20 protein-coding genes are annotated in these 18,321 nt (G+C 61.1%); 13 read left to right on the forward strand and 7 right to left on the reverse strand.

Annotation, left to right across the window (positions count from 1 at the left end):
- The first annotated feature begins 66 nt into the window (after positions 1-66).
- The 8 genes from JJ869_RS03630 to JJ869_RS03665 all read left to right on the forward strand — a co-directional run bounded on the left by JJ869_RS03630 (position 67) and on the right by JJ869_RS03665 (position 9,919).
- Positions 67-309 (forward strand): plasmid stabilization protein, encoded by a 243-nt coding sequence (locus JJ869_RS03630; RefSeq protein ID WP_292264621.1) that lies wholly within the window; start codon positions 67-69, stop codon positions 307-309.
- A gap of 9 nt (positions 310-318) precedes the next feature.
- Positions 319-741: a type II toxin-antitoxin system VapC family toxin gene (locus tag JJ869_RS03635; RefSeq protein WP_292264622.1), complete on the forward strand. Its 423-nt coding sequence runs from the start codon at positions 319-321 to the stop codon at positions 739-741.
- Positions 738-3,470 (forward strand): DNA methyltransferase, encoded by a 2,733-nt coding sequence (locus JJ869_RS03640; protein ID WP_292264623.1) that lies wholly within the window; start codon positions 738-740, stop codon positions 3,468-3,470. Before JJ869_RS03635 ends, JJ869_RS03640 begins: the two co-directional genes overlap by 4 nt.
- The gene (locus tag JJ869_RS03645; RefSeq protein WP_292264624.1) at positions 3,467-4,792 is read left to right on the forward strand and encodes a PD-(D/E)XK nuclease family protein; all 1,326 of its coding nucleotides are present in this window, start codon (positions 3,467-3,469) and stop codon (positions 4,790-4,792) included. The genes JJ869_RS03640 and JJ869_RS03645 overlap by 4 nt, the downstream gene beginning before the upstream one ends.
- On the forward strand, positions 4,785-6,839 hold the full coding sequence (locus JJ869_RS03650) for a pseudomurein-binding repeat-containing protein (RefSeq protein ID WP_292264625.1): 2,055 nt from the start codon (positions 4,785-4,787) through the stop codon (positions 6,837-6,839). Before JJ869_RS03645 ends, JJ869_RS03650 begins: the two co-directional genes overlap by 8 nt.
- On the forward strand, positions 6,832-8,025 hold the full coding sequence (locus tag JJ869_RS03655) for a GIY-YIG nuclease family protein (RefSeq protein WP_292264626.1): 1,194 nt from the start codon (positions 6,832-6,834) through the stop codon (positions 8,023-8,025). The genes JJ869_RS03650 and JJ869_RS03655 overlap by 8 nt, the downstream gene beginning before the upstream one ends.
- Positions 8,026-8,450: 425 nt before the next feature.
- Positions 8,451-9,713: a site-specific DNA-methyltransferase gene (locus tag JJ869_RS03660; protein WP_292264627.1), complete on the forward strand. Its 1,263-nt coding sequence runs from the start codon at positions 8,451-8,453 to the stop codon at positions 9,711-9,713.
- Positions 9,710-9,919: a hypothetical protein gene (locus JJ869_RS03665; protein WP_292264628.1), complete on the forward strand. Its 210-nt coding sequence runs from the start codon at positions 9,710-9,712 to the stop codon at positions 9,917-9,919. Before JJ869_RS03660 ends, JJ869_RS03665 begins: the two co-directional genes overlap by 4 nt.
- Positions 9,920-9,935: 16 nt before the next feature.
- Here JJ869_RS03665 and JJ869_RS03670 read toward each other — a convergent pair whose 3' ends face one another.
- The 7 genes from JJ869_RS03670 to JJ869_RS03700 all read right to left on the reverse strand — a co-directional run bounded on the left by JJ869_RS03670 (position 9,936) and on the right by JJ869_RS03700 (position 12,418).
- Complete coding sequence (locus JJ869_RS03670) at positions 9,936-10,517, reverse strand: DUF3489 domain-containing protein (RefSeq protein ID WP_292264629.1); 582 nt, start codon at positions 10,515-10,517, stop codon at positions 9,936-9,938.
- A 37-nt stretch (positions 10,518-10,554) separates the two neighbouring features.
- Entirely contained in the window at positions 10,555-10,956 is a 402-nt protein-coding gene (locus tag JJ869_RS03675; protein ID WP_292264630.1) for a hypothetical protein, read from the reverse strand.
- A 55-nt stretch (positions 10,957-11,011) separates the two neighbouring features.
- Positions 11,012-11,359, reverse strand: coding sequence for a hypothetical protein (locus tag JJ869_RS03680; protein WP_292264631.1), 348 nt, complete (start codon positions 11,357-11,359; stop codon positions 11,012-11,014).
- A 102-nt stretch (positions 11,360-11,461) separates the two neighbouring features.
- Positions 11,462-11,746 carry a hypothetical protein gene (locus JJ869_RS03685; protein WP_292264632.1) on the reverse strand — a complete coding sequence of 95 codons (285 nt, stop codon included), beginning with the start codon at positions 11,744-11,746 and terminating at the stop codon, positions 11,462-11,464.
- Between the two features lie 10 nt (positions 11,747-11,756).
- A complete protein-coding gene (locus tag JJ869_RS03690; protein ID WP_292264633.1) occupies positions 11,757-11,975 on the reverse strand; it encodes a hypothetical protein in 219 nt (72 codons plus the stop codon).
- A gap of 12 nt (positions 11,976-11,987) precedes the next feature.
- On the reverse strand, positions 11,988-12,197 hold the full coding sequence (locus tag JJ869_RS03695; protein ID WP_292264634.1) for a hypothetical protein: 210 nt from the start codon (positions 12,195-12,197) through the stop codon (positions 11,988-11,990).
- Between the two features lie 2 nt (positions 12,198-12,199).
- Positions 12,200-12,418 carry a hypothetical protein gene (locus tag JJ869_RS03700; protein ID WP_116904226.1) on the reverse strand — a complete coding sequence of 73 codons (219 nt, stop codon included), beginning with the start codon at positions 12,416-12,418 and terminating at the stop codon, positions 12,200-12,202.
- A 139-nt stretch (positions 12,419-12,557) separates the two neighbouring features.
- Between JJ869_RS03700 and JJ869_RS03705 the strand changes: the two genes are divergently transcribed.
- Genes JJ869_RS03705 through JJ869_RS03725 form a run of 5 tightly spaced genes read left to right on the forward strand, consistent with a single transcriptional unit; the run spans position 12,558 to position 18,250 of the window.
- Complete coding sequence (locus JJ869_RS03705) at positions 12,558-13,127, forward strand: hypothetical protein (RefSeq protein WP_292264635.1); 570 nt, start codon at positions 12,558-12,560, stop codon at positions 13,125-13,127.
- The gene (locus JJ869_RS03710; RefSeq protein WP_292264636.1) at positions 13,075-15,120 is read left to right on the forward strand and encodes a phage terminase large subunit family protein; all 2,046 of its coding nucleotides are present in this window, start codon (positions 13,075-13,077) and stop codon (positions 15,118-15,120) included. Before JJ869_RS03705 ends, JJ869_RS03710 begins: the two co-directional genes overlap by 53 nt.
- 3 nt (positions 15,121-15,123) lie before the next feature.
- Positions 15,124-15,333: a hypothetical protein gene (locus JJ869_RS03715; protein WP_292264637.1), complete on the forward strand. Its 210-nt coding sequence runs from the start codon at positions 15,124-15,126 to the stop codon at positions 15,331-15,333.
- Positions 15,333-16,829, forward strand: coding sequence for a phage portal protein (locus JJ869_RS03720; protein WP_292264638.1), 1,497 nt, complete (start codon positions 15,333-15,335; stop codon positions 16,827-16,829). The genes JJ869_RS03715 and JJ869_RS03720 overlap by 1 nt, the downstream gene beginning before the upstream one ends.
- Positions 16,829-18,250 carry a S49 family peptidase gene (locus tag JJ869_RS03725; RefSeq protein WP_292264639.1) on the forward strand — a complete coding sequence of 474 codons (1,422 nt, stop codon included), beginning with the start codon at positions 16,829-16,831 and terminating at the stop codon, positions 18,248-18,250. The genes JJ869_RS03720 and JJ869_RS03725 overlap by 1 nt, the downstream gene beginning before the upstream one ends.
- Positions 18,251-18,321: the final 71 nt, after the last annotated feature.

Below are 18,321 nucleotides of genomic sequence, written 5' to 3' on the forward strand. Positions count from 1 at the left end.
TGATCGCATCCCACTTGATTGCAATGCAATCACAGCTTACTTTGAGCAAGCAGCAGGGAGGAGACCATGGCAAGCATCACGATTCGTAGCCTTGATGACGAAGTAAAGCGCCGCTTGCGCGTTCGCGCGGCCGAGCATGGTCGGTCGATGGAGGAAGAGGCCCGCGAAATTCTGCGTCAGGTTGTCGGGCAAGCAAAACCCGCTCACGATCTTGCCGCGGCCATCCGTGCACGGGTCGCGCCTCTGGGTGGCGTTGATCTCGACCTTCCGCAGCGTGAAGCCATGCGTGAACCGCCCGCGTTTGACTAGGCCTGACGCATGATCATCCTCGACACGAATGTCATCTCGGAGCTGTTGCGTCCGGCCCCGGAGCCAATGGTCGAACACTGGCTGTCCGCTCAGGACGGGCTCAAGGTCTACTTGACCTCGATATCTGAGGCAGAACTGCGCTACGGCCTCGCGATCATGGGGAGCGGCAAGCGCCGCGCCGCGCTGGTTGAAGCTGTGGACCGCATCCTGCGCGAGGACCTGGCCGGGCGCATTCTGCCCTTCGACAGCAACGCCGCGCAGTCCTTCGCCACCATAGCAGCCGCACGTCGCGCCGCCGGGCGACCGATTGCCCAAGCCGATTGCCAGATTGCATCCATTGCCCACGCTTGCGGCGCCACGGTCGCCACGCGCAATACGCCTGACTTCGAGGGTTGCGAGATCGACCTGATCAACCCCTGGACAGCCGCATGAACGCCGTTGAAATCGAACAAGCCGTTTCCGAACTCGCCGAGCAGCCTTTTGACGCGGCCGAGTTCCCCTATGCCTTCCTCATGGCCTTCGGAAACAAGGACACGACGATCAAGCGCCTGCGTACCGGCGCGTCGAACAAATCCGACCTCGGCGGCGTCCTGCAGACCAACAACATCCACCTTGCGACCTGCGCCCCGGGCGACATAGCGGCGACCCTGACCGCCCTGCGCGACAGCCCTGCCACCACCCGCGCAAAGGCGAAGTTCATCCTCGCCACCGATGGCATCGACCTCGAGGCCGAGGATATCACCACAGGCGAAACCATCGCCTGCCGCTACACCGATTTCCCCGACCATTTCGGCTTCTTCCTGCCGCTCGCCGGCATCTCCACTGTCAAGCAGATCCGCGAAAGCGCCTTCGACATCCGCGCGACCAGCCGTCTCAACAGGCTCTATGTCGAACTGATCAAGGACAACCCCGACTGGGGAGTGGCCTCCAAACGCCACGACATGAACCATTTCATGGCGCGGCTGATCTTCTGCTTCTTCGCCGAAGACACCGACATCTTTGTCAGCGACAACCTGTTCACCGCCACCATCGACCAGATGGCCAACCGCGACGGGTCCAACACACATCAGGTCATCGGCGAGATTTTCCGTGCGATGAACACGCCCATCGCCAAGCGCGCCGAGGCCAGGCTGCCCCGTTGGGCCGATGCCTTTCCTTACGTGAACGGCGGGCTGTTCTCGGGCAGTACCGATGTGCCGCGCTTTTCCAAGATCGCGCAGCGCTATCTCTCCCATATCGGCAGCCTCGATTGGACGCAGATCAACCCCGACATCTTCGGGTCCATGATCCAGGCCGTCGCGGATGAGGAGGAACGCTCGGTCCTCGGCATGCACTACACCTCGGTGCCGAACATCCTGAAGGTGTTGAACCCGCTCTTTCTCGATGACCTGCGCGCCGAACTGGAGGCGGCGGGCGACAACGCGCGCAAGCTGGCCAATCTGCGGGCACGCATGGCCAAGATCCGCGTCTTTGATCCCGCCTGCGGGTCGGGCAACTTCCTTGTCATCGCCTACAAGGAAATGCGCAGCATCGAGTATGAGATCAACAAGCGGCGGGGCGAGCCGCAGCGGCGCACCGACATTCCCCTGACCAACTATCGCGGGATCGAACTGCGGGATTTCTCGGCCGAGATCGCGCGGCTGGCGCTGATCATCGCGGAATACCAATGCGACGTGACCTATCGCGGCCAGAAAGAGGCGCTGGCCGAATTCCTGCCGCTGGACGCGCAGAACTGGATCACCTGCGGCAACGCCCTGCGGCTGGACTGGCTGTCGGTCTGCCCGCCCACGGGGACGGGGGTGAAGTTCCAGGCCGACGACCTGTTCATGCCGCCGCTGGATCAGGCGCAGATCGATTTCGCGAACGAGGGGGGCGAGACCTATATTTGCGGGAACCCGCCTTACGTAGGCGACAAATATCAGAGCTTGGAGCACAAGAGCGACCTAGCCAATCTGGCAGTTGGCATGAAGAATGCAAAAGCTGTCGACTATGTCGTTGGCTGGATTTGGAAAGCATCAGAATACATCAAACACGTAGATGGTTTATTTGCATTTGTGACTACAAATTCCATATGTCAGGGGGTGCAAGTCCCCATAATTTGGCCTCCAGTTTTCAAAAATGGTCAAGAAATTTTCTTTGCACATCGGAGCTTCTACTGGTCGAACAACGCCAGCAACAATGCCAATGTGATTTGTGTAATTGTTGGAGTTGCGCCAAAGGGAAATGCGAATTCTCCCAAGAAAATCTATGATGATTGCCATCAAACTGTCGCAGAGAACATAAACGCCTATCTCGTTGATGGGCCGAGTGTTATTGTGCAGAAGCACGCCGAACCTGTTAATGGTCTTCCAGAGATGGTTGCAGGTAATATTCCCCGTGACCTCGGGAATTTCATGTTGGATCCAGAAGCCAAGATTCAACTTTTGAGCGAATATCAAGAGGCCCAGCCGCTAATAAGAAAGATACAAGGCTCCAAGGAATTTATTAATGGAATCGAGCGTTACTGCTTATGGATTGGTGACGATCAGGTGCCTCTAGCACAATCAATACCACCTATCCTAGAGAGGCTTGATCGGGTTAAAGAATATAGGCGAACAGGGAGTGAGCGCGGAAAGCTCGGTTATGCTACGCCGCATCGTTTTGAGCGGCGGATTTTGGGAAAGACTTCAACTATTATCGTCCCAAGAGTGTCGTCAGAACGCCGCGAGTATCTTCCTGCGGGCCTTCTAGAGCCTGACATTATTATTTCGGATGCGGCGCAGGCTGTCTATGACGCTCCCTTGTATGTGTTCGCTGTTCTACAGACAAGATTGCACACAGCATGGGTCAAGTTGACAGCTGGCCGAATGAAGTCTGACTTCCGGTATTCGTCTGGGGTTTGTTACAATGCCTTCCCGGTCCCGAAACTGACCGAAAAGAACCGCGCCGATCTGACGGCGGCGGCAGAAGGCATCCTTCTGGCCCGCGAGGCGCATTTCCCCGCCACTATCGCCGACCTCTACGACCCCGAAAAAATGCCCGCCAACCTGCGCGCTGCGCATGACCACAACGACGAGGTGCTGGAACGCATCTACATCGGCCGCCGCTTCCGCAACGACACCGAACGGCTGGAAAAACTGTTCGAGATGTACACGAAGATGACGACAAAGGTAAGCGCATGAATAAGAATGCAGACCCTAACAACGCCACGCCGGGTGACTTCGAAGCCTTGTTCGTGAACAACCGTGAGCTTGATCGAATTTCAGCTTACCTTAACCGCTTCAATCCAATTCGCGTTATGCGCATGCAATCCATGGAGATACGGCATTCTGCGATACTTGCATGGTTGCTAGACCCAACTGAAAACCATGGTTTCGATGACGAATTCCTACGCGCATTTCTGGCGCAAGCACTTGTTGGATCAAAGAACGCAAAATTATCGGCATTAGACGTCTCTCAAGCAGATCTGCGAGATGCCGAAATTCAGCGCGAAAAGCGCGACATGGATATTTTTGTTATTTCGCCCTCGCAAGGCTGGGCGTTCGTTATCGAGAATAAGTTTCATAGCAAGCAGAGCGACGGACAGCTTTCCAAATATCTTGAGCGCGCGAAAAAAGATGCAATGGATGCTGGTAAGGCTTTCACCCACCAAGGTATTTTTCTCACACTGCACGATGAAGCGCCTAACGACGATGCAGCGGATCAGTATGTTGCTCTGAAATATTCAGAGATATGCGAAATCCTTTCTTCAGTTATGACGGCACGTGAAGGCAGGATGGGCGGCGAGGTTCGGCAGTTCCTCGAACACTATTTGGATGTTATAAGAGAGGCTACTGATATGAGTGACGATCAGAAGGTCATGGCCAACATCGCGCGACAGCTCTACCGAACACACAAAAAGGCCCTCGATTTCATCATGGAGCACGGCGTTTCAACGGAATTCATGGTCGCTGCAGAGATCGTATTTGGAGAAAACCTGGAATACGGTGATAAGCTACCTGTTCACGGTTTAGACGCTAGCGTCATGTATCATTCACAAAACCAACGTATATTCAGCTTCCTGCCCACAACCTGGTTGGATGCATTGGGTGATGAAACAAGTAAGCCGTGGATAGGCTGCGAAAATTGGTGGGCCGGCTTTCCAGTCATATGCTGGCTACAGTTGAACACTAAACCTGATGGCGTGCAGGGCGGCCTTTTTCTCTATGCCGAAGTTGGACCTCTTGCCGACGCGGAGGCCCGAACCGACCTAATCGAAAGCATAAAGCATTGTGCACAAGGCAGAACCAAGGATCGCATCAAGTTTCGCGCTGATGCCACCAAGCCGGGTGCGAAATATTCGAAGTTTTTCAATCGCAACAACACCACGATAGAGGACATCAGCGACGCAGAGGCTATCGCAAAGGGGATGAAAAAACTGATCAAGGAATTTAACCCTGTCTTTGATAATGTCGCGAACAGCCTAAAAGAATATTCGAGTCGTAGGGGCGATCAAGATGGCTGACACGTCTAGCGTACCTTCCGTCTCCGTCAAATACGCCGCCAATGGCAGCTCGACCAAGTCGAACGAGTTGGGCATGCGGGCGATGCAGGAACGCGCCTATGAGAAGCGCGGCGAGCAATACCTGCTGATCAAGTCGCCCCCCGCTTCGGGCAAATCCCGGGCGCTCATGTTCATCGCGCTCGACAAGCTGCATAATCAGGGCCTGCGTCAGGCCATAGTCGTAGTACCGGAAAAGTCCATCGGGTCCAGCTTCAACGACGAGCCGTTGAGCAAGTACGGCTTCTGGACCGACTGGACCGTCCAGCCGCAATGGAACCTGTGCAATGCCCCCGGCGGAGATGACGGCAAGGTCGGAGCCGTCGGCAAGTTCCTGGCCAGCGGCGACAAGGTGCTAGTCTGCACCCATGCCACTTTCCGCTTCGCCGTGGACAAGTTCGGGATCGAGGCTTTTGACGATCGCCTGATCGCCGTGGACGAATTCCACCACGTCTCGGCCAACCCGGACAATAAGCTGGGCACGCACCTGGGCGCACTGGTCGCGCGCGACAAGGTGCATCTGGTCGCCATGACCGGATCGTATTTCCGCGGAGATGCCGAGGCCGTTCTGTCGCCCGAGGACGAGGCGCGGTTCGATACAGTGACCTACACCTATTACGAGCAGCTGAACGGCTACAAATACCTTAAGTCGCTCGACATCGGGTATTTCTTTTATTCCGGGTCCTATGCGGACGACATCCTCAAGGTGCTGGACCCAGCCGAGAAGACGATCCTGCACATCCCTAACGTGAACTCACGCGAGAGCACGAAGGACAAGCATCGCGAGGTCGAGCACATCATCGACGCTCTGGGTGACTGGCAGGGCACCGACCCCGCCACCGGGTTTCAACTGGTCAAGACGCCTGAGGGGCGTGTGCTGCGCATCGCCGATCTGGTGGATGATGAACCGGCCAAGCGGGACAAGGTCTCCGCTGCGCTGAAGGACCCCGCGCAGAAGAACAACCGCGACCATGTCGACATCATCATCGCCCTGGGGATGGCGAAGGAAGGGTTCGACTGGATCTGGTGCGAACACGCCCTGACGGTCGGCTATCGCGCCAGCCTGACCGAGATCGTCCAGATCATCGGCCGCGCCACCCGCGATGCCGAGGGCAAGACGCGCGCGCGCTTCACCAACCTGATCGCGGAGCCCGACGCCGCGGCCGAGGCCGTGACCGAGGCGGTCAACGACACGCTGAAAGCGATCGCCGCGAGCCTGCTGATGGAGCAGGTTCTTGCCCCACGTTTCAACTTCACGCCCAAGACCGTGAAAAGTGGCCCTGTCGAAGGGTTCGATTACGGCGAGGGCGGCTATGATCCGAACAAGGAGAACGTCGGCTTCAACGAGGCCAGCGGGCAGTTCCAGATCGAGATCAAGGGCCTGGTAGAGCCCAAGAGCAAGGAAGCCAAGCGCATCTGCCAGGAAGACCTCAACGAGGTGATCACCGCTTTCGTTCAGGACAAGACCACGATCGAGCGGGGCCTCTTCGATGAGGAACTGGTACCCGAGGAACTGACGCAGGTTCGCATGGGCAAGATCGTCGGAGCAAAGTTCCCGGAGCTGGATGCCGAGGATCAGGAAGCCGTGCGGCAGCATGCGGTGGCCGCGCTCAACCTGACCCAGAAGGCGAAGGAGATCGCTCTGTCGAGCAGCGATGACATACAGACCACGGGAAACACAGCCTTGATCGACGGGGTGCGCAAATTCGCAATGGACGTGCGTGAACTCGACATTGACTTGATCGACCGGATCAACCCCTTCGGCGAAGCCTACTCGATCCTGGCAAAGACGATGAGCGAGGAGAGCCTTCGGCAGGTACAGGCCGTGATCTCGGCGAAAAAGGTGCAACTGTCCTCGGACGAGGCGCGTGATCTGGCGAAGCGCGCTGTCAAGTTCAAGCAGGAGCGGGGCCGATTGCCTTCCATCACATCGCTTGATCCGTGGGAGAAGAAAATGGCCGAAGGTGTGGCCTATCTCGCGCGCATGAAGCAGGAGGCTGCCAATGGCTAAGGGTTTCACTGATGAGGACGACGCTCTTCTCGCTGAGCTTGGCGTCGAGGTCGAGGTCAAGAAGCAGCTCAGCCGCACACCACGCGAAGAGCGCATCATCGCAGGCTTTGAGGAAATTTTGCGATTTGCAGAGGAGCATGGTCGGCCTCCCCAGCACGGGGAGGATCGTGATATCTTTGAACGCCTCTACGCCGTGCGTCTTGATCGGATACGCGAATTGCAGGAGTGCCGCGACCTCCTTGCACCACTGGACGAGCAAGGTCTCCTTGCAAAAACCTCTGCGCCCTTAGCGGGGGACGCCGATGATCTAGATGACGACGCACTCCTCGCTGAACTGGGCGTAGAAGTTGCCACGTCACCACTCACAGAGTTGAAGCATGTCCGGTCGACAGCTGAGAAAAAGGCCGCCGATGAAGTGGCGAACCGAGAGAAATGCGAGGATTTCGCGACGTTCAAGCCCTTGTTCGAGCAGGTCCAGAAAGAGATGGATAGCGGCTTGCGCGAGACCCGACCGTTCGAGATGAAGGCCGAGATCGAAAAAGGACGCTTCTTCATCGTCAGTGGACAGAAAGCTTATGTCGCGGCCAAGGGCGAAACAATCACCAATGAACAAGGCCGCACGGATGCACGTCTGAGGGTCATTTTCGACAACGGCACGGAAAGCAACATGCTGATGCGCTCGCTTCAGCGCGCTTTGAACAAGGACGACGCCGGACGCCGGATCACAGACCCATCAGCAGGGCCGCTCTTTTCGGATCAGACAATCGACGGAGACGAGGCAAGCGGGACGATTTATGTGCTGCGCAGCAAATCCGATCATCCACTTGTCGCCGAGAACCGCGACCTCGTACACAAGATCGGCGTCACAAATATGAGTGTTGAAAAGCGGATCGCTGGCGCCCAGCTACAGCCAACGTTTCTCATGGCGAATGTAGAGGTGGTGGCAACCTATGAGCTCTACAATATCAACAGGACAAAGCTGGAGAATTTGATCCATCGGATTTTCGAGCCCGCGCGCCTCGAGATCGAGATCATGGATCGTTTTGGGAGACCTGTTCTGCCGCGCGAATGGTTTCTTGTTCCACTCTTCGCGGTCAACGAGGCCGTCGAAAAGATAAAGGAAGGGTCTATCGCGAACTACCTGTACGATCCGAGGCAGGCAAAGCTGGTCAAGCGCGCGGTATGACCCCCTCCCATGGTTCCTCCCTGGCCCTTTGCGTATACGGGGGGGCGCAGCGCGCAAGTTTTCTAGCGTCTGGCCTTTTCACCGGGGAATCCACCGGGAAGCCAGTACTTTCGTGACGCGCAAAAACCTGACTCATTATCAAAGGGTTACGCATCCCAGAGCCCTTTCAGGTGGATTCCACTGAGGAATCCAAGGAAGCCACCTTTCGTGGAATCCACCCGTCCCTTTAGGAAGCCATTGATTCAAAACAGAAAACGGATTGACATTTCTAGCCCCCTTGACCTATCAAGGAAACATCGAAGATTTGCGCCCGGAGGAGACCCTCGCGGGCGCTTTTGTTTTTCTGACATCGTGACTGCCGACGCGCCCGTGACCTCGGGGTTGGCTTCGGCATGCTTCGCCCCTGCCTGTGAGCTTTCCTTCCAATGGATCTTGTCTTTGCGCCGCGCCAGATTGAGCTCTGGCCGATCGAGAAGCTGCGCCCCTATGCCAAGAACGCGAAGATCCATGGCGAGGCACAGGTTGCGAAGATCGCGGCCAGCATGGCGAAGTTCGGCTGGACTGTTCCTTGCCTGGTGGCCGACGACGGCGAGTTGATTGCTGGCCATGGGCGTGTGCTGGCCGCAGGGGCACTGGGCCTGACCGAAGCCCCTGTCATCCGGCTTGGCCATCTCGATGAAGCGGAACGGCGCGCTTATCGCATCGCCGATAACAAGCTGACCGAGCTTGGCGAATGGGACGAGGCGATGCTGCGCGACGAGATCGCAGGGCTCTTGGCGGAAGACTTCGACCTCGATCTACTGGGCTTTTCGGATGAGGACCTGGATGCGCTTCTACAGGATCCAGAGACGATGGGCGAAGACGGGGCTGTCGAAGGCGAGGATGACATCCCAGAGCCGCCGGTTAACCCGGTGTCGGTGGCGGGCGACCTTTGGCAGCTTGGATCGCATCGGCTGATCTGTGGTGACAGCACCAGCGCCGATGTTGTTGGGCGCCTTCTCGGGAGCGTAAAGCCGCTGCTGATGGTGACTGACCCGCCCTATGGCGTGGAATACGATCCGTCCTGGCGCAACCAGGCGGGTGCCGCGAAGACGAAGCGCACCGGCAAGGTGATGAATGACGACCGCGCTGACTGGCGCGAGGCCTGGTCGCTCTTCCCGGGCGATGTCGCCTACATCTGGCACGGCGCGCTGCATGCGGCCACGGTTGCGGACAGCCTGATCGCCGCGGGCTTCGCCATCCGCTCCCAGATCATCTGGGCCAAGGATCGGCTGGTGCTCAGCCGCGGCGACTATCACTGGCAGCATGAGCCCTGCTGGTATGCGGTGCGCGCCAAGGGCAAAGGCCACTGGGCGGGCGATCGGAAACAGACCACGCTCTGGCAGATTGCCAACAAGGATCAGGATGCAGCCACGGTTCATGGGACGCAGAAGCCGGTGGAATGCATGCGCCGCCCAATCTTGAACAACTCAAGCCCGGGCCAAGCGGTCTATGAGCCCTTCATGGGTTCTGGCACCACGCTGATCGCGGCCGAGACGACTGGGCGCCTCTGTTACGGGGTGGAGCTGAACCCGGTTTACGTTGATGTGGCCATCGAGCGCTGGCAGGCCTTCACCGGCGAAGAGGCCGTCTTGCTGGACAGCGGCGAGACCTTTGCAGCGCTCAAGTCGCAGCGGTTGGCCGCGTGACCCAATCCCGCCGGCTGTCGCTGGTCGAGGCAGTCACTAATGTCGCCGTGGGCTATGTGCTGGCGGTGATCACGCAGATCGTGGTGTTCCCATGGTTTGGTATTCACCCCAGCCTTGGCGAGAACCTTGCCATCGGCTCAATCTTCACCGGGATCTCGCTTCTGCGCAGCTACGCGCTGCGCAGGCTATTCGAGCGGCTGAGGTGAGGGCGGGTTGCGGGGGTCAGGCGGCCGGAAGTCTGTAAACGGTGCCGCGCTGATCGAGCTTCTGGGAGATGATCGGCAGCCCCAGTTTCTTCTTCAGCCCGCCCGAGATCAGACCACGGGCACTATGGGGCAACCAGCCCGTCGCCTCGACGATTTCGCCGATGGACGCCCCCTCGGGTCGCTGCAAGAGCGCGATGATTTGAGCCTGCTTGGTACCGGTACGGATGGCAACGGGCTGCGACGTGTCGGCATCGGGCGATGTTTCGATGGGATCCTTTGCCGCCGATGCCAGTTCCAGCTTTGCCTTGCGCAGATTGGTCATGGTCGTCGCGACTACGGGCTCGATGCCGATCGCGGCAAGGCCAGCTTCGGTCGCGATTAGCGTGGTGCTGTGACCATCGCCGGTCTCGCGCCAGAGCGGGTCGCCACGACGCAGATTGGCCTCGACCTCTTCGAGCCAGCCGCGTTCGATCATCTTGGCCACCGCCATTTTCGCGGCCGCGCCAGCCAATCCTTCTGGCAGCGGCATCGCAAGATTGTCGGGGCGCGTGGCCGCGCGGCTGAGGATGATCGACTGCGTATCGGTGAGTTTGGGCATCTTGGCCTCCTATCGTGATGGGATGTCGGGGTTTGCGTCAGTCGCTCTCGGCCCTCTCGGCCGTAATCGCGAAGTGCTGCACCCAACCGGTCAGATAAGGCAGCCCTGCGGGGATACCCTCAGAACGTTCTGTGGCACGATCGATGCGCCAGCCCTGCCAGCGGCGGATCGCGGAGGCGATGGCGGCCTCGAGCCCGATGTTGCAGCCCGTCATGTTGCCGACGACATCGTCGGCGAAATGGCGGCCGATCCGGCTGTCGAGAAAGTCGCGGATGCCGATCATCTCGTCTTCGCTGCTGGCGCCTATGGCCTCGGCGATCAGGCGCGAGGCGAGCGTCCAGACCTCCGCGCTGCGGCGGTCGCGCTGAGGGCAGACGGTCAGGGTGCGAAAGAAGCCGTAATCCTCGTTGCGGCTTGGCAGGTAGGGGTGGGTGGTCATGGTCGGGATCCTCGTGATGGGGGCTGGCGGGGCGCTCGGCCCCGCCGGTTGGGGCTCAGGCGGCGCTAAGGGCTTCGAGCTTGGCGATGTGGCTGCGTAGCGTTGCTGCCTCTTCGAGCGCAGCGTCGGCCCAGAAGGCGGCGCGGGCGTTGCAGGCGGCTGCGAGGCGCTCGGCATCCTCACGGGTGAAGCGGTTGACCTTGTGCGCGCTGCCATGACCCGTGCAGGTCGCGCGATGCTTCCCGCCCTCGGGCGTCAGTTCGAATTTGAGGGGGCCGAAGTCGTCGATGACGATCCAGTTATGCGAGGCGATCGTGGCGCAGGCGCTGGGCGCGAGGCGGGCTTCGATCTCTTCCGCGGCGGCGCGGAAGTTGGCGATCAGGGTGGCGGTCGGGGTGGTCATGGCTCGGGCCTTTCAGGTGAGTTGCATCGTTTTGGTGCGATGACAGTCGCTCTGAACGGCCGATTAACGTAGCAAAATCAGAGCAATAACCTTGCTTTATAATCACTCGGCAGAGGCCGTCGCATCAACCCACGCCCCATCCTGCCAGAGGTAGAGATGGGACAGTTCGCAAGTTGGGCGCGGCAGGATGCGGGGCGCTCGGGGCGGATCGAAACAGTCCAGCGCCTCGGCAGTGACTTGTCGGATTTCGCGGGCGACGAGGATGTCCTCGGGCGTCCAAGGAGCCAGCGCGGGCAGCATGTGCGACGGATAACCGTCGTAATGGACATAGATCTGCGCCCATTCCTCGGGCCCGATCTGAATGGCGATCTGCGCGCGGGTGCTCATCGTCGCGTCCTCAGATCAGCTTGAGGCTCGCCAGCAGGGTGCTGGCAGCAGCAAGCTGGGTGGTCGGCAATTCGATCTTGATGTGGGAAATCACGTCGGAGGCCTCCGCGGTGATCCCCGCGTCACGCAGCTCGGCCTCGATGACCCCGGCGATGGCATCAGGGCACGAGCGTTCGAGATACTTGGGCAGCGCGGCGTAGTCGATGCGGATGGTGGTGATGGCGGTCATGGCGATGTCCTTTCAGGGTTGGGTGTTGGCTGGGCCTGCGCGGCGTCCGGCTTCAAAGGCTTCCTCGAGTGCTGCGCGGATGGCCCAGACGGCGACATCGTGGAAATCCAGCCGGTCCCAGTTCTGGGTCTCCAGCGTCTCGATGCGGAACTGGCGCTGGGCGATCTCAAGGAGCTGGGCGTCGCGCTGGGCAGTTGGGTTGGTGGTTTTGCGGCGGGTCATGGTCAGTCCTCCCAGCGGTGTTCGGGGTGGGTGGTGCGCGCGCGGGCTTCTTCGCGCATCATCTCCTGGGCGCGGGCCATCTCGACCATCCCGTCGGCCTGGCTCATCCGCCCCGACATCACTTCATCCATCACCCAGTTCACTCGGTCTTGGGCAGGGCTGGTATGATCCCGCCACCCTTCGCTCATCGAGCTGTGCCCCATCTTCTCCTGTGCGCGCATGGCTCTCTCCGATCCGTGTTTGCAGGGTGCGATGCACCCGCTTTCTGGACCCATGAATCGCTCGATCAGGGAGTGTAATCAACTCAAATAGATCGTTTTTCCTGTTTATTTCCAATATGTTGAGGCCAGTCCAAACGCCATGGAAGGTATGTCCGAACGCGCCTATGCCGAGCACGCGGGCCTCTCGCGCGGGGCCGTGCAAAAGGCGCGCAAGACTGGGCGGCTGGTGCTCTTCGCCGATGGCTCGATCAATGCCGCCGCCTCGGATGCGCGGCGCGGCAGCATGACCGATCCCGATCAGCAGATACGATCGCGGGGCGGGCTTGGCGCGGGTGGTGATAGCACGGCAATGGCGCCTAGCGCCGTCTCCGGCCCCGGCGATAGCACGTCCTATATCAAGGCACGTACCGCGCTGACGGTGTACCAGGCGCAGGAGCGCCAGCTCTCGATCCAGAAGAAGAAGGGCGTGCTGGTCGACCGCGCGCGCGCCGAAACGCTGGTGTTCCGCCTTGCGCGCCAGGAGCGCGACACCTGGGTCACCTGGCCCACCCGCGTCGCGGCCCTCATGGCCGCGCAGTTATCCGCAGAGGTGGAGAAGGCATCGGGCAGACCCGTGACGATCGAGACTGCGATCTTGCAGAGGGTGCTGGAAACCCATGTCCGAGAGCAGCTCGACGCCCTCGCAGACCTCAGGGTCTCGCTTGCATGAAAGGGAAGGAGAAGATGACCACGATCTGACCTCCGGCCTCGATCTCGGCTTCGACGGGGCCGAGGACGTCCTGCGCGCCTGGCGCCGGGGCATGCGGCCAGATGCCGATCTCACGGTGTCAGAATGGGCCGACAGGCATCGTTGGCTGTCGTCGCGGGCGGCAGCAGAACCCGGTCGGTATCGCACGGCTCGCGCGCCTTATCTGCGCGAGATCATGGATGCGCTGTCGCCAAAGCACCCGGCGCAGCGGATTTCGTTCATGAAGGCCGCGCAGGTTGGGGCTACTGAAGCCGGCAACAACTGGATCGGCTTTGTGATCCATCATGCGCCCGGTCCAATGCTGGCGGTGTTGCCAACAGTGGAAATGGCCAAGCGGACATCGCGCGGGAGGATCGATCCGCTGATCGAGGACAGCCCATCGCTGAAGGAACGCGTGCAACCGGCTCGCTCGCGGGATGCCGGAAACTCGATGCTGTCGAAGGAGTTTCCCGGCGGTATTCTGGTGCTGACGGGGGCGAATTCGGCGACGGGCCTCCGCTCGATGCCAGCGCGCTATGTGTTTCTGGATGAGGTCGATGCCTATCCGGCATCGGCAGACGAGGAAGGCGACCCCGTTAGCCTCGCCGAGGCGCGTACCACCACCTTTGCGCATCGACGCAAGGTGTTCATGGTCTCGACCCCGACCATCCGGGGGCTCTCGCGGATCGAGCGAGAGTTCGAGGCCAGCGATCAGCGGCGCTATTTCGTGCCCTGCCCGCATTGCGACCAGATGCAGTGGCTGCAGTTTGAACGGCTGCGCTGGGACAAGGGACGGCCCGAAACCGCGGCATATGCCTGCGAGAGCTGCGAGCGCCCGATCGCCGAGCATCACAAGACGGACATGTTGGCGCAAGGTGAATGGCGGGCGACAGCGACCAGTGCAGACCCCAACGCGATCGGGTTTCACCTTTCGGCCCTCTATTCACCGATTGGCTGGAAAAGCTGGGAGCAGATCGCGCGGGACTGGCTGGCGGCCCAGGGCTCGGACGAGATGCTGCGCGCGGCGCGCAACACGCTCCTCGGCGAGACCTGGGTTGAAAGTGGCGACGCGCCGGAATGGCAGCGGCTGGCGGATCGGCGAGAAACGTTCCCGGCGCAGATTCCCATGGGTGGGTTGTTCCTGACCGCAGGGGCGGACGTCCAAAAGGACCGGATCGAGATCGACGTCTGGGCCTGGGGTCGAGGTCTAGAGAGCTGGCTGGTTGACCACATCGTGCTTCCGGGCGGCCCTGGTGATCCAGCCTGCTGGCAAGCAATGACAGAGCTGCTTGGCCAAACTTGGGTGCATGAGAACGGCGCGGTGATGCCGCTTGCCAAGCTGGCCATCGATACCGGCTTTGAGACCTCTGCCGTCTACGCTTGGGCACGGGCACAGGGCATTGCGCAGGTCGCACCTGTGAAAGGGCTTGAGGGCTTCAACCGGGCGACACCGGTGTCGGGGCCCACCTTCGTCGATGCGACGGTGAATGGACGCAAGCTGAAACGAGGCGCTCGGCTCTGGACGGTGGCCACGGCCACCTTCAAGGCCGAGACCTATCGCTATCTGCGCCTTGAGCGACCGTCCGATGAGGATTGCGCGCTGGGCGCTCCCAACCCTGCGGGCATGATCCACCTGCCCGACTGGGCGGACAGCGAATGGCTCAAGCAGCTGGTGGCCGAACAACTGGTCACCATCCGCGATCGGCGCGGCTACGCCCGCCAGGAATGGCAAAAGATGCGCGAGAGGAACGAAGCGCTGGACACACGGGTCTACGCGCGGGCTGCCGCGTGGATCCTCGGCGCCGACCGTTTCGACGAACGGATGTGGCGACAGTTGGAGAAGCAGGCCGGTGTGGAAACGGCTGTCCCAGCACAGGGTGCCGAGCCCGAGACATCGAAAGAACCGCAAGCGGGGCGGATCGCATCGCCCCGGCGGCGCGGCTGGAAGATCAGTACGCCCAAATACATGGAATAACGAATGACCCTCGACGAGCTGAAACTCCGCCACAGCACGCTCTTGGCTGCGCGCTACAGTGGCACGCGGTCGGTCAGCTATGACGGCAAGACTGTGAGCTACGCCACGGATGCCGAGCTTGCCGCGGCCATAGGCGATGTCGAACGGCGCATTGCCAAACTCGAACGCGGCGCTGGGCGCATCCTTCGTCCCTATACAGTGAAAGAACTGTGATGAATTGGCGGCAGCGCCTTGGGGCATTCATCGGCGGTTTTGATGCCGGTCAGCACCATCGTCGCCTGCGTGGGTTCCAAGCCACGCGCGCCCATGTAAATGCTCTCATAGCAGCATCGGGGCCCGACATAACCGCTCGGGCGCGCTGGCTCGTGCGCAACAATGGCTACGCCGTGAATGCGGTCGAAATCTGGTCGGCCAACACCGTGGGCGACGGGATCAAACCGCTCTCGAAGCTGCCCGATGCTGCCCGCAAGGAAGAGCTGCAGCGGCTCTGGCTCGCCTGGACCGATGAGGCCGATGCCGAGGGCTTGACGGATTTCTATGGTCTGCAGCGGCGAGCGGCGCGTGAGGTGTTCCTGGCAGGCGAAGTGTTCGTGCGGATCCGCCCGCGCCGGGTCGAGGATGGGCTGACGGTCCCGCTCCAGCTGCAGATGCTGCCTTCGGAGATGCTGCCGCTGCATGAAATGGGCGTGGCCCGGAACGGCAACGCGATCCGTCAGGGGATCGAGTTCGACCGGATCGGGCGGCGCGTCGCCTATCACTTCTTCCGCCGCCACCCGGGTGACAGCACCGATCCTGGTCTCTCGGGTGAGATTGTTCGGGTGCCTGCCTCGGAGGTCATCCATGTGATCGACCCGGTGGAAGGCGGGCAGCTGCGCGGCGTCTCGAAACTGGCCCCGGCGATCGTGAAGCTGTTCCTCCTGGATCAGTACGATGACGCCGAGCTCGACCGGAAGAAGGTCGCAGCGATGTATGCGATGTTCGTGACCTCGCCCGCCCCGGAGAACCCGCTCGCGCCTATCGACGACGAAGAAATGCCCGCAGGCGTCGAGATCAGCCCCGGTCAGATCGTGCGGCTGGATCCCGGCGAGGATGTCACCGTCGGCCAGCCCGCTGACAGCGGCGCGACCTATGAGCCCTTCCAGTACCGGACGCTGCTGCAAATCTCGGCAGCGCTCGGGATCCCCTACCCCTACCTCGCCAATGACATGGTGAAGGGGAGCTTCTCGAACTCGCGGCTGGCGCTGATCGAGTTCCGCCGTCGGGTTTCAGCATGGCAGCACTCAGTGATGGTCTATCAGCTTTGCCGCCCGGTCTATGCACGGTGGCTCGATCTTGCGGTGCTCTCCGGCGCGCTGGCCTTGCCCGGCTATGAAGCCGAGCGCCCACGCATGCTTGCCGCCGACTGGCTCCCCACGAAATGGGACTGGGTCGACCCGCTGAAAGACGCCAATGCCGAGATCGCGCAGATCGAGGCGGGCCTGAAATCCCGAACGCAGGCCATCGCCGAACGCGGCTATGACGCGGAGCAAGTTGATCGGGAAATCGCATCCGAGCGGGAACGCGAACGTGCGCTGGGCCTTGATTTCCGCCGGCCGGGATCGCCCGCGCAGGGCGTGCAGGCAGTGCCGACTGAAGACGATGGGGCTGATCCAGACAATGAGACCGATGACGCGGAAGACCGCCCGCGCCCTGACGAGGACCAAGCCTGATGCTCCATGCCCGCATTGCCGCGCGCGCTTTCAACACGCCGCTGCTGGTTGAACCCACCAAGGCCATGGCGTTTCTGTCGGGGCTCGGGCCACGCATACTGGGGCGGCGCGTCGAGATGGTGGACAGCGACGGCCCCTCAGATGGCGCCGCATATCTTCCCGCGCGCGCCAGCATTCTGGCCGGGAACCTCACCGAGCGCCTACAGCAACACGGCGATGCGCCCTACCCTGTCGTGGACGGCATCGCCGTGATTGAGATTGCCGGCGTGCTGATCCATCGCGGGGGCTGGATCGGCCAGTCCTCGGGTCAGACCAGCTATGAGGGCATCGCGGCTCAGTTTGAGGCTGCAGCCGGGGATCCGGCAGTCCGCGGCATCGCATTGGAAATCGATAGCTTTGGCGGCGAAGTTGCCGGGGTTTTTGACCTCGCAGATCGCATTCGTGCCATTCGCGGCCGCAAGCCCGTCTGGGCCTTCGTCGCCGAACATGCCTTCTCGGCAGGCTACGCGCTGGCATCCCAGGCGGACCGCATCCTGCTGCCGCGCACCGGCGCCGTTGGCAGTATCGGGGTTGTGGTCATGCATGCCGATCTCAGCGGCCAGCTCGATCAGGATGGTGTGCGGGTCACACTTATCCATTCCGGCCAGCACAAGGTCGACGGCAATCCCTACGAGCCACTGCCCGAGAACGTCCAAGACGACATCCAGCGCGAGATCGATGTGCTGCGGTTCCTCTTTGCTGAGACCGTCGCCGCAGGGCGCGCTGGGCGTCTGAGCCAAAATGCGGCGCTGGCGACCGAGGCTGCCACCTTCCGCGGGGCGGATGCCGTCGCCGCAGGCCTGGCCGATGAGGTGATCGACCTCACCCGTGGCTTTGCCCGCTTTCGCGAAAGCCTGTCTGCCCCATCACCTACGGCGCGGCAACCCCGCGCCAGTCATCCCCGAGCAAAGGAGGCAGCCATGAGCGCCACAACTGACGCCACTGAGGCAAACACGGAAATCAGCGATACCGAGGACACCGTGCTGGAGAGCGCGACTGAACAAGATGAGCAGGAAGCTGAACAAAGCGTACAGGAAGAAGACCCCGCGCCCGTCGCAGCTGCCGCGCCTTTGCCCGCCCCGGCGGCTGCGCACCCCAGCAATCTGGCGGAGCTGTCGGCGCAGCTTCGCGAGGCGGCAGCCGAGATCGCCGAGATCGCGGCGCAAGCGGGCCGACTCGGCATCGCGATCGATGCTGCGAAAGCGCTCCGCGATGGCACTGCGCCAGAAGCCCTCCGCAAACTGGTCCTTCAACGCGCCTCCGCCGCAGCGGATGCCCGCGACATCGTTGCGGCCCCACCATCCCCGGTTCTGCCCAAATCTACGGAAAGCCCCATCGTGGCTGCCGCGAAGAAGGCTGCCTCGGCGGGCAGCAGGGGCTGAACTGCTCTCCCTGAAATCTGCACCGCCCACCTAATCCCCCGCCGTTCCTCCCCGGCGGGGGATTTCTTTTT

This window comes from Marivita sp. (genome assembly GCF_017643905.1).
GTDB lineage: Bacteria > Pseudomonadota > Alphaproteobacteria > Rhodobacterales > Rhodobacteraceae > Marivita.

Bases quoted from the DNA above. Each gene is read 5' to 3' on its own strand.
- JJ869_RS03630 (WP_292264621.1), top strand. From the start codon at position 67: ATGGCAAGCATCACGATTCGTAGCCTTGATGACGAAGTAAAGCGCCGC.
- JJ869_RS03635 (WP_292264622.1), top strand. From the start codon at position 319: ATGATCATCCTCGACACGAATGTCATCTCGGAGCTGTTGCGTCCGGCC.
- JJ869_RS03640 (WP_292264623.1), top strand. From the start codon at position 738: ATGAACGCCGTTGAAATCGAACAAGCCGTTTCCGAACTCGCCGAGCAG.
- JJ869_RS03645 (WP_292264624.1), top strand. From the start codon at position 3,467: ATGAATAAGAATGCAGACCCTAACAACGCCACGCCGGGTGACTTCGAA.
- JJ869_RS03650 (WP_292264625.1), top strand. From the start codon at position 4,785: ATGGCTGACACGTCTAGCGTACCTTCCGTCTCCGTCAAATACGCCGCC.
- JJ869_RS03655 (WP_292264626.1), top strand. From the start codon at position 6,832: ATGGCTAAGGGTTTCACTGATGAGGACGACGCTCTTCTCGCTGAGCTT.
- JJ869_RS03660 (WP_292264627.1), top strand. From the start codon at position 8,451: ATGGATCTTGTCTTTGCGCCGCGCCAGATTGAGCTCTGGCCGATCGAG.
- JJ869_RS03670 (WP_292264629.1), bottom strand. From the start codon at position 10,517: ATGCCCAAACTCACCGATACGCAGTCGATCATCCTCAGCCGCGCGGCC.
- JJ869_RS03675 (WP_292264630.1), bottom strand. From the start codon at position 10,956: ATGACCACCCACCCCTACCTGCCAAGCCGCAACGAGGATTACGGCTTC.
- JJ869_RS03680 (WP_292264631.1), bottom strand. From the start codon at position 11,359: ATGACCACCCCGACCGCCACCCTGATCGCCAACTTCCGCGCCGCCGCG.
- JJ869_RS03685 (WP_292264632.1), bottom strand. From the start codon at position 11,746: ATGAGCACCCGCGCGCAGATCGCCATTCAGATCGGGCCCGAGGAATGG.
- JJ869_RS03690 (WP_292264633.1), bottom strand. From the start codon at position 11,975: ATGACCGCCATCACCACCATCCGCATCGACTACGCCGCGCTGCCCAAG.
- JJ869_RS03695 (WP_292264634.1), bottom strand. From the start codon at position 12,197: ATGACCCGCCGCAAAACCACCAACCCAACTGCCCAGCGCGACGCCCAG.
- JJ869_RS03700 (WP_116904226.1), bottom strand. From the start codon at position 12,418: ATGCGCGCACAGGAGAAGATGGGGCACAGCTCGATGAGCGAAGGGTGG.
- JJ869_RS03705 (WP_292264635.1), top strand. From the start codon at position 12,558: ATGGAAGGTATGTCCGAACGCGCCTATGCCGAGCACGCGGGCCTCTCG.
- JJ869_RS03710 (WP_292264636.1), top strand. From the start codon at position 13,075: ATGTCCGAGAGCAGCTCGACGCCCTCGCAGACCTCAGGGTCTCGCTTG.
- JJ869_RS03715 (WP_292264637.1), top strand. From the start codon at position 15,124: ATGACCCTCGACGAGCTGAAACTCCGCCACAGCACGCTCTTGGCTGCG.
- JJ869_RS03720 (WP_292264638.1), top strand. From the start codon at position 15,333: ATGAATTGGCGGCAGCGCCTTGGGGCATTCATCGGCGGTTTTGATGCC.
- JJ869_RS03725 (WP_292264639.1), top strand. From the start codon at position 16,829: ATGCTCCATGCCCGCATTGCCGCGCGCGCTTTCAACACGCCGCTGCTG.